At 51.2% G+C, this 9,602-nt stretch carries 6 protein-coding genes and 2 pseudogenes; 5 read left to right on the top strand and 3 right to left on the bottom strand.

Annotation, left to right across the window (positions count from 1 at the left end):
* The coding region (locus tag IEX86_RS24075; protein WP_188868686.1) for a hypothetical protein at window positions 1–464 on the top strand (464 nt) is incomplete at its 5' end.
* 215 nt (window positions 465–679) lie between these two features.
* On the opposite strand, the pseudogene IEX86_RS24070 reads toward IEX86_RS24075, so the two are convergent.
* Window positions 680–1,842 (bottom strand): annotated as a pseudogene (locus IEX86_RS24070) (IS3 family transposase).
* A gap of 911 nt (window positions 1,843–2,753) precedes the next feature.
* Between IEX86_RS24070 and IEX86_RS25295 the strand changes: the two are divergent.
* Together IEX86_RS25295 and IEX86_RS24065 are read left to right on the top strand one after the other, a co-directional pair.
* A pseudogene (locus IEX86_RS25295) lies at window positions 2,754–2,878 on the top strand (IS5/IS1182 family transposase); the annotation flags it as partial.
* A 570-nt stretch (window positions 2,879–3,448) separates the two neighbouring features.
* On the top strand, window positions 3,449–4,720 hold the full coding sequence (locus IEX86_RS24065; protein WP_188868685.1) for a hypothetical protein: 1,272 nt from the start codon (window positions 3,449–3,451) through the stop codon (window positions 4,718–4,720).
* A gap of 46 nt (window positions 4,721–4,766) precedes the next feature.
* Here IEX86_RS24065 and IEX86_RS24060 read toward each other — a convergent pair whose 3' ends face one another.
* Window positions 4,767–6,122, bottom strand: a complete 1,356-nt coding sequence (locus IEX86_RS24060) for an IS3 family transposase (RefSeq protein ID WP_188868684.1) — start codon at window positions 6,120–6,122, stop codon at window positions 4,767–4,769.
* An 830-nt stretch (window positions 6,123–6,952) separates the two neighbouring features.
* Here IEX86_RS24060 and IEX86_RS24050 point away from each other — a divergent pair.
* Window positions 6,953–8,800 (top strand): hypothetical protein, encoded by a 1,848-nt coding sequence (locus IEX86_RS24050; protein ID WP_188868683.1) that lies wholly within the window; start codon window positions 6,953–6,955, stop codon window positions 8,798–8,800.
* A gap of 227 nt (window positions 8,801–9,027) precedes the next feature.
* Here IEX86_RS24050 and IEX86_RS24045 read toward each other — a convergent pair whose 3' ends face one another.
* Complete coding sequence (locus IEX86_RS24045) at window positions 9,028–9,192, bottom strand: hypothetical protein (RefSeq protein ID WP_188868682.1); 165 nt, start codon at window positions 9,190–9,192, stop codon at window positions 9,028–9,030.
* A gap of 113 nt (window positions 9,193–9,305) precedes the next feature.
* Here IEX86_RS24045 and IEX86_RS24040 point away from each other — a divergent pair.
* On the top strand, window positions 9,306–9,602 hold a 297-nt coding region (locus IEX86_RS24040; protein WP_188868681.1), incomplete at its 3' end, for a transposase.

Below are 9,602 nucleotides of genomic sequence, written 5' to 3'. Positions count from 1 at the left end.
TCACAGACGACCCTAATGCCACGGCAGCTGATTACCAGAGAGTGCAGGACGCTAAGCGTGCCCGGGAGCTCACGGGCAACTCTGATGCTACGGCAGCTGATTACCAGAGAATGCTGCGCGCTAAGCTCGCCCAGAAACTCACAGGCAACCCCGAGGCTACATCGGCTGATTACCAGAAAATGCTGCGCGCTAAGCGTGCCCGGGAGCTCACGGGCAACTCTGATGCTACGGCAGCTGATTACCAGAAAATGCAGAAAGCTAAGCTCGCCCAGAATCTCACAGGCAACCCCGAGGCTACATCGGCTGATTACCATAGAATGGTGCGCGCTAAGCGTGCCCGGGAGCTCACGGGCAACCCCCATGCTACGGCAGCTGATTACGAGAGAATAGGCAAAAAGGCTCGAACGCTAGGCCTAACTTATGAGCAGGTCGTAGAAGCAGAAAAGCAAACTTCCACGGCATAATTTTGCTTGCTTCTTTTAGACCTTAGCAAGGGAGTCTTTTCAGCGTATTAAGGCATCACCCGGTAGTGCTTGTACCTCCATTCACCATAACACGGGTATATTCAAAGCTCAGATGTGTAGCCGCTGGGATATACCTCAACGACTACACATCTGAATTCAACAGAAATCCGCCGCGTGAAGCATCTTTGCAGCGGCACGGTCGATATCTGTAGTGGTCAACTAATCCCGGACACTGCGTTAAGTTTTTCCTCGGCCACCGCAGGCGGTAGTCCCACGTTAAACTGATGTGGCTGCTGCCAGTCGTACCATTGCATCAGATACCGACCGATATCTTGCTGTGCCAGCGCAACGCTCATGTAACCCACGCTTGGCGCCCATTCTGTTTTCAAGCTGCGGAACAACCGCTCCATTGGCGCGTTGTCATGGCAGTTCCCGCGCCGGCTCATACTTTGCTTGAACCGGTAACGCCACAAGCGCTGACGGAAGCGGCGACTTCCATATTGGCTCCCTTAATCGCTGTGGAACAGCACATTCCGAGGGTGGCCCCGCTGCTCATAAGCCACATCCAACGCTTTGATCACCAAGTCGGCACCGGGTCGCGATGAAAACGCCCACCCCACCACGCGACGGGAAAAGAGATCAATCACAGCCGCTACATAGTGCCAGCAGCCTTGAGCCCAGACGTACGTAATATCTCCGCACCAGACTTCATCTGGTGCCGAAACCGTAAACCCCCGATCCAGCACATTGGGGATTTCCGGGCGCTCTACCGTTGTCTTTTTGTAGGCATGTGAGCCCGGCTGCTTGCTGATCAGCTTCATCTCACTCATCAGCTCGCGCACCTTGAAACGCCCGATTTCAATACCTTCCTCTCGCATCATGTACATGATGCTTCGATTGCCGGCCGCGCTGCGACTCTGGGTGAACAGCTCATTTACCCGAGCGCGCAGAGCCAGCCGCTCAAGATCAGGACAACGACGCTTGCGGCAATGCGCGTAATAGCAGGATCGGGACACTTCAAATACCGAACACAACAGACCAAGAGGCTCATCGGAGCGCAGTTGATCAATCAACGCGAGCGCTCGTGCTCCTCAGCCATCAAGAGCGCGGTAGCCTTTTTTAATATGGATTTTTCCCGTTCCAGCCTGTTTATCTTGGCCTCCAGTTCCTGAATCTTCAGCTGTTCAGGTTTTAGGGCTTTGATGGTCGGGGTCATGCCGTTTCGCTCCTGCTGGAGCTGGTTTACCCATCGGCGCAGGGCGGACTCGACTAGCCCAAGCGAGCGGGCGGTTTTGATATAGCTGTAGCCCTGATTGAACACCAGGCTGGCAGCCTCGCGCTTGAGCTCAGGCGTAAAGGAACGACGTTGCTTGGTCATCAGACACCTCTCTATGGCGAGCATACTCGCCTAAATCGGTGTCCGGGATCAGTAGACCACTACAATCAAGAGACACCTCGACGATTGTAGTCCTGAGTAGGGGCTACGAGCCGGTGATTAATGGGAGGACTGTTTTAAGGTATGGAACGTACCAACACTACTGGCCGAGGCCCTAACAATCCAAGAAGCCCCTGCGTTATAAATGAGAGAACGCTTAAGCAGGCTCAGTATTGCTGCCGTCATCTACCCCTGCCTCAGAAGAACCCACACCCGCTATTTTTGACTATGGGCATACAAAGTCATGCCTTAGAGTTTCGCTTTTCTTCTTCTACGACCTGCTTATAAGTCAGACCTAACGTTCGCGCCTTTATGACTATTCTATCGTAATCAGCTGCCGTGGCATTAAGGTCGCCCGTGACTGCTTGAGCTCGCTTGGCACAGTTCTTCTTGTGATTAACGCTGATAAGTTGTATAGCGTTAGTAAATTGTTTTGTTGTCAGCCCGGGTGATGGTAGCAGCCGGCTTTCAGGTCGTTGCGCTCGACCTCCCTATCACCCATAACGTACTCAAGCTATCCGGTATGGACGGAATCCAGGAATGGATGCTTAAAGCGATTAGCCAGATGTTTTTGGAGTTTATGGCCACAGGACTATAAAACCCGTTGGGAACGGCAAGCACAAGGCATCAAAAAGGCTAAGTTCACTGGCCTGTACCGAGGAAGGCAACCCGGCCAAGAGAATCCAATAATGTTTGGCTAAGGGCTTTCTGTCCGCAAGACGGCAGATCTACTCGGCTGCTCGGCCAGCATAGCCATAGGGTTTAAGCGTGAGCAGTCACAAATGTTCGTACTACGTTCTGTCTGAAAAATCGATTTGCTACTCGGTGATGTCTTTTCCGAGCGGAGACCAAAAATGATAGCCCGTTATATGTTAAATGATCGATCATGGGCGCTGATCAGCGATCTGGTTTCTGGCACCGCAAGAATGATCGCTTGATGCTTAACGGCATCTTTTGGGTGCTGTGCTCAGGAGCGAAGTAGCGTGATCTATCCCGTCACTTTGGAGCCTGGCAAACGGTCTACCACCGTCTCCGTATCTAGCGAGACCGCTCACTGTTTAAGGCTCTGCTCTGAACTGACCCCCGAAAGTTGGACACAACCTTCGGGGTAATTCATCCTTACATCAAGTAAAACTTGACGATGAGCTAAGCAGGAGATCTGACTGTAAGAGAGAGCTCACTCAGGAACGCTACAAGGTTCAGTGGAACTTGCCCTTAGCCTATTCAGAGCTGATCTTTTGCTATCAGCCCTTTAGGCAGTACAGGACTTATCTGCTTGCTCTGCCTTCTATTATTCAACCAATTTGGAACCAAATAGCTGTTTGCAACCGCTCATAGTGCTGACCTCTAACCGCTTGTGTCTGAGCAATCGCCTAAGCGAGAAAAACCTATGCTTCCAATTCGAGGCTCTCTTGGATTTACTCCGACCCAAGACGCTCCTAACCTATTAGATAATAACCCTGCAGTAAGGACGCCCCCTCGGGTTATAAATCTGCCATTGGCACGTTCTGTCAGTACCGGAAACATCACCGCCCATACTGGAAAATTGGTGACAACCCTTTCTGATTCTGAAAAATGTGTCCTTTACGGTGCGATTCATCCTGAAACGAATAAACAGTTAATTTTACATTCACCTGACAGTGGATCCTTCATATACGCTGTTAGGACGAACAATCGTTTTTTAGCCCCACATTCGTCACATAAATTACCGGAGAAGATGATAGTCAACTGTGTGCTTGACCCCCTCTCAAACATAGAGCAGGTGAGCATTAGTGACTTGAATCAGCGTGTCTATTGCCGTGCTCGTTTTGAGCCGCGTACTTTGGCATTAGAAGCACTGACTGGGCAACAAGATGCCCCACTACCCGATGCGACGCCCAATTTGCGTGGATCAGGCATTGTCCCTCGTAACATGCAAGGAGTAACTGATGGGCTGTCATTAGCAAGTACAATGAGTCCACAGGTGTCAGTGAGACGGCAGCCTATAATTGAAACATCCGACAATATTCTGAAGCCTACTTCGAGCGGCCAGTTTGTTAACTACGAACCTGTCTTATTGGTCCAACCAAACCCCCATTCTTGGCCGCTTCAACGACATCCTCAAAATCCTACTCTTTCCACTGATCCTAACGATCCTTACTGTCGTGCATTAAATACATCAGCAATGCAGGAAAAGCAGGGAATACACAGCTTAAGAAGCCGGTTCAACGGTTATAAGTATCAGTCGGCTGACCTACGAGATGGTATTAATAACTTTAGATCGATCCCTGGCATAGGAACAAATCCCAACCGACCTTACCATACAGATCCAACATTTAGGGAAAGGGCACAAGTTAGTCACTACAACCCTAATTCAGATAGTTTAGAGGCTGGGGACGTTGCTATTGGAGAACATGGGCATGTGAATGTAGAAGATTTACCCGATCTTGATATGCGGTCTGGGCGTACTTTTGGGCATAGCCATCCACCTGGCCCATACACGGCCTGGGAACCTTCTCTAACAGATCATGTGGGCGCGCGTCAGATGCCGCACCTTCAATCCTTTGTAAAAGTCCCCGATGTGGCCGGAAAGCCTGAAATGGACATATTGCAGTTCAACGGTGCTTTCCCGCCGCGTCACTATATCTCGCTGCCCAATCCTCAAGGGTATCCGGTTCCCCCCGACTCGCCCGACATTCCACCGTCTCCTGGAGGGTCTTTACGCTACCCATCCTTCAAAAATCCGCCTGCTACGTATCAGGGGCCACCCGTAGCGTATCCAGGACCTCATGGGTATGATTCCCGGTCTCCCTCACCAGAGGGTGAAGAAGAAAATCATTAATCTTTGGCGATAAAGCAAATGTTAATCTGTCGACTTGAAAGGAGAGCTATAAAGCTTTGAGTCGGTACTGCACTGGGCTTACGCCACCCAGCGATAATTTCAGCCGGTCGTGGTTGTAATAGCGGATATACCCACGCAGCGCCTTTTCCAACTGAGCCACGCTACTGAATGATTCCCGGTAATACAGCTCGGACTTGAGCACGGCAAAAAAACTTTCCATGGCGGCATTGTCCAAACAGTTGCCGCGTCGTGACATGCTCTGGGTGAGGCCGCGCCGCTCCAGCAGACGACCAAAGGCGGACATTTGATAGTGCCAGCCCTGGTCCGAATGCAAGAGTGGAGCCTCGTCGCGTCTTAAGCGCTTGAAGGCCTTGCCCATCATGTCTCGAACCATATGAAATACGGGTCGCCGAGCCATCTCATAGGCCACGATCTCGCGGTTATAGAGGTCTAGAATCGGTGATAGATACAGCTTCTGACCGCGGACGTTAAACTCGGTAATGTCTGTCACCCATCGCGCGTTAGGCCGCTCGGCTGAGAAGTTGCGGTTGAGCTGGTTAGGGGCAGCCCTAGCGGTTGCGCCTCGGTACGCCCGGTACTTACTGCGGCGCCGAACCGACGACTTCAGTGCCAAGCTACCCATCAAGCGCTGGATGGTTTTATGGTTTATCCCAGTGCCCTGGTTACGTAAGGCTGCGGTGATACGGCGATACCCATAACGGCCCTTATGTCGCTCAAAAAGCGTCTTGATAGTGCTTTTGAGCCCAGCGTATTTATCTGTGACAGCCAATCGCTTTGATTGATAGTAGAAGGTACTGCGAGCTAGACCCGCTGCCTTGAGCAGGCAGGCTAGTGGATAGTGTTGCTTGAGCTCTATCACTATCTGCGTTTTCTCACGAGTGCTGAGCGCTGTCGGCGTTGATCCAAGGCTTTTAGCTCGTTTCAGATAGGCATTCTCCAGCTGCAACCTTACCACCTCGTCAGTGAGTTCTTGTTGGGTGCGCTGGGTATTGACGGGAGTTTCGATGGCAGAAAGCATGTCGCCCTGTTTTACCATGGTTCCTCGTCGTTTGCGTTGCAGGCCTGCTAAGCCACCCTGCTCGTACTGCTGCTGCCAACGCAGAATGCTCGAAGGCGTAGCAATCTTAAATAGTGCAGCGGCCTGACGATAGGAGAGGCTCTCTTTGTCTATTCGTTCAAGAACAGAGAGTTTGAAGGTCGTGCTGTAGTGAGACCGTGCGGGTGTAAGACCTGCTTCGCCATGCTGCTGAACGGCCGCAACCCAGGTGCGGACCAGGCCTCGTCCCATCCGGTGCCGATGAGAGACTCTGCTATAGCCGTCGGTACTGCCGAGATAATCTCGAACGATCTGTAGTTTGAACTGAAGCGAGTATTTCGCCATAAAGAAACTCCCGAAGGTTGTGTCCAACTTTCGGGGGTCAGTTCACTCAGACGATTTTATTTGGGGCTGAGGCAGGACGGTCGTATTGATCTAAGCATCTGGATGGTTGACTCGACCTCCGTCCGCGAAACGCATGGCGTCTCAGGTGCTCCTAAAAAAGGGATAACCAAACGCTGGGATGCAGTCGTGGCGGGCTGACAAGTAAGCTTCCTACAATATGCATAGCATTCCCTTAAGCTTTACTGTTTCTCCTGGGCATCACGCCGATAGGCGCTACTTCTCATTCGTATTGGAAGCGATTTGCCGGGCGTCTTCGCTAGATCGATCTATCAAGCAGTGCCGTACAGTTCTAGCAAACCAGGGCTATAACAGCCAGGCGCTGCGTCAGTGCTGAGATCGCTTCAGGATCAAGCCCATCATCCCGTTACGCCAGAGGCATCGCCGTCCTAGAACAGGACTGCCCAGGCTGTTTGACCGACCGGCCTGTCGTAAGCGCAATGCTATCGAGCGGCTCTTGAGCTGGCTTAAGGAGCATCTTCGGATAGCCACCCGTTTCGAGATGCTCACCAGCAGCTTCGAAGTCATGATCTCTTTAGCTGCATACGGATTTGCTTGAGAAAATATTTTCCAGATAGAGCCTAGATCCGGTAACAAAGCTGGAACCTTTGTCTAGTAGAAATTGAACAACACTTTTCCTAGATCATTAGAGCCTATCGCTTATGAGTCTTTTAAACGCGCCTTTGCTGCAGGTTATTGAACGCCCAAGTGTAGACCGTGAAAAATGTTCCACGACTCCACAAGACGTTGACCAAAGGATAATGGTTAATGGGATGGATAAGCTATCTGACTGCCACGGCCTTGTTAAGAGTCATGGACAGATGCTTAGAAAAACAGGATACGATGGTCGAGCCATAACAGCCCTGGGAGGTCAGCCTGTTGACCAATGGAATTTTGTCGTGCTCCACGCATTGACGCTCAAGGACATAGGCTTTAGCGCTTTTTCTATGAATATGGTGGCCAGCTATCCCGAGGAAGAGAAGGCCTTCATATTGACTCACGGCCCAAGACTCAAAGCAGTTGGTTATGGGATCTGGCCAATGATGGCTTTGGCCCGTCAGCCAGCCAATCAGCGAGACTTTATCCTCGCTCATGCCCAAATGCTCCAAAACATAGGCTATGCGGCCAATGACATGAACGAGTTGGCCGACCGTCCTGCTGACCAGCAAATGTTTGTCTTGAGCCATGGGCAAACACTCAGGTACGCAGGTTACCGAGGTCTCCAAATGAACGTGCTGGCTGGTCTCCCAGCAGATCAGCAGGTCTTTATTCTGACTCACTATCAAACGCTTAAGGATGCAGGTTACAGGAATTATCAAGCCCACGAGATGAACGAGTTGGCCCGCCGTCCCGTTCAGCAACAAAGTTTTGTTCTGACGCATGGCGAAACGCTTATCAAAGCAGGCTTCGATGGTAGGAGCATGAATGAGTTAGCAGGCCGTCCCGCTGCTGAGCAGAACTTTATCTTGGCATATGGCCAAATGCTTAAAGCAACCGGATACAACGCTAAGGACATGAACCACCTCGCCTGCCAACCCGCTAATCAGCAGGCCTTTATCTTAACTCATGGTCAGATGCTTCAAGACGTAGGGTATGCAGCTACTGAGATGAGCAAGCTGGCGAACTGTCCCGTTGATCAGCAGAGCTTCGTCCTAACGCACGGCCGGATGCTTCAAAATATAGGCTATGTCGGTAATGAGATAAACCAGCTTGCCAGTCGTGCCGCCACCCAACAACGGTTTGTCTTAACGTACGGGCCTATGCTTAAAGAACTAGGATATGGCGGCTCTCAGATGAACACGCTGGCGAGCCAACCGGCTGACCAGCAGCGCTTTGTCTTGGCTCACAGTCTTTGCCTTAAAGCGTCAGGTTATGAACCTGATGAAATGAACGAGCTGGCGCAACTTCCCGCCCATCAGCAGCAATTTGTAATAGCCCACGGGTTGGCGCTCAGAAAGGCAGGCTATGTCGCCAGTAAAATAAACCAGCTTACTAACTGCCCCGCCGATCAACAGCGCTTTATTCTAACGCACGGGTTGAGTCTTAATAGACTCGGCTTTAAGGCACATGAGATGAATGAATTGGCCAACCGCTCTGCTGAGCAACAGGGCTTTATCTTGACCTATGGACGTAATCTTGCCGATATAGGATACAGGGGGTCTCAGATGAACAAGCTTGCCAGCTGCCCTGCCGATCAGCAGCGCTTTGTTTTGAACTATGCCTACACACTCAAAGAGGCATGTTTTACAGATCATCAGATGACCGAGTTGGCGCACTGCCCTACTGACCAACAGAACTTTGTCTTAAGTCATCTTCAAACACTCAAAGACCTAGGGTATGAGAGTTATGGGATAAACGAGTTGGCACGGTGCCCAGTTGAACAGCAGAATTTTGTTTTGCGTTATGGGTTGATGCTCACAGAGGCTGGATATGAGGGACGTGGCATGAATGAGTTGGCCGGTCGCCCTGCTGATCAGCAGACCTTTGTTTTGACCCACAGCCAGACGCTCAAGAAAGCAGGCTATAATAGTTGGAGCATAAATGCGTTGGCCCTACAGCCAGCCGAGCAGCGCAGTATGCTATTACTTCAGCTCGGCTTAGACATGGCCTGTACTGCCTAGCGCCTCCATCACGGATTGACTGCAGCTGAGTTAAAACGGTGGCGGAAAGCTCTACTAATATAAATAACAGCGTGAAGCGTATTGAGTACATCAACGATCGCTTCACATCTCCTTTGGTCACGTGATTGGGAGTACCTAATCCCCGAACCTCAAGTCGAATACGCCTACTCGTTGTTGATGGAAGTGTTGTCAACGCCACTTCCATTACTTCAGTCTTAAGTAAGCTGTTATCGCACCTGAACTAAGCTACTGCGTAGATTTTCAGGTATTTGGTCTAAGGTCATTACTACCATTTTGTTTTTTGAAGCTTGAGCCACAGGCTGCCCCATATCAGCAGAAGCATCCTCAGGAAACTTAAACATTCCTCCAGTTGCGGGATCAACAATAAGCATACCAATTACTCCGCGGAGCGGAATGTTGCTCCAGTACCAACCACCTAGGGAAATCCTGAAGAAGACTTGTTGATTTGGCAAAATGCCCAGACGCCCCACGCCCGAGCTCTTCCATGAAACAGATGACCTTCGCCGACGCCGAGTACGCCAGCAAGCGCAAGCAGACCCGCAAGGAGTTGTTCCTGATCGAGATGGATCAGGTGGTGCCATGGAAGGGTTTGATTGCCCTGATCGAACCGCATTACCCTAAAGGTGAAGGGGGCCGCCCGGCGTATCCGCTGATGGCGATGCGGCGTGTGCACCTGATGCAGAACTGGTTTGGCTACAGCGATCCGGCGATGGAAGAAGCGCTGTATGAGACCACCCTCCTGCGTCAGTTTGCCGGCCTGGGGCTGGAGCGCATTCCCGAT

This window comes from Pseudomonas asuensis, from assembly GCF_014646755.1.
GTDB classification, from domain to species: Bacteria; Pseudomonadota; Gammaproteobacteria; order Pseudomonadales; family Pseudomonadaceae; genus Chryseomonas; species Chryseomonas asuensis.
The sequence above is the reverse complement of the archived record's forward strand: the minus strand, read 5'-3'. Positions and strand labels throughout refer to the sequence as shown.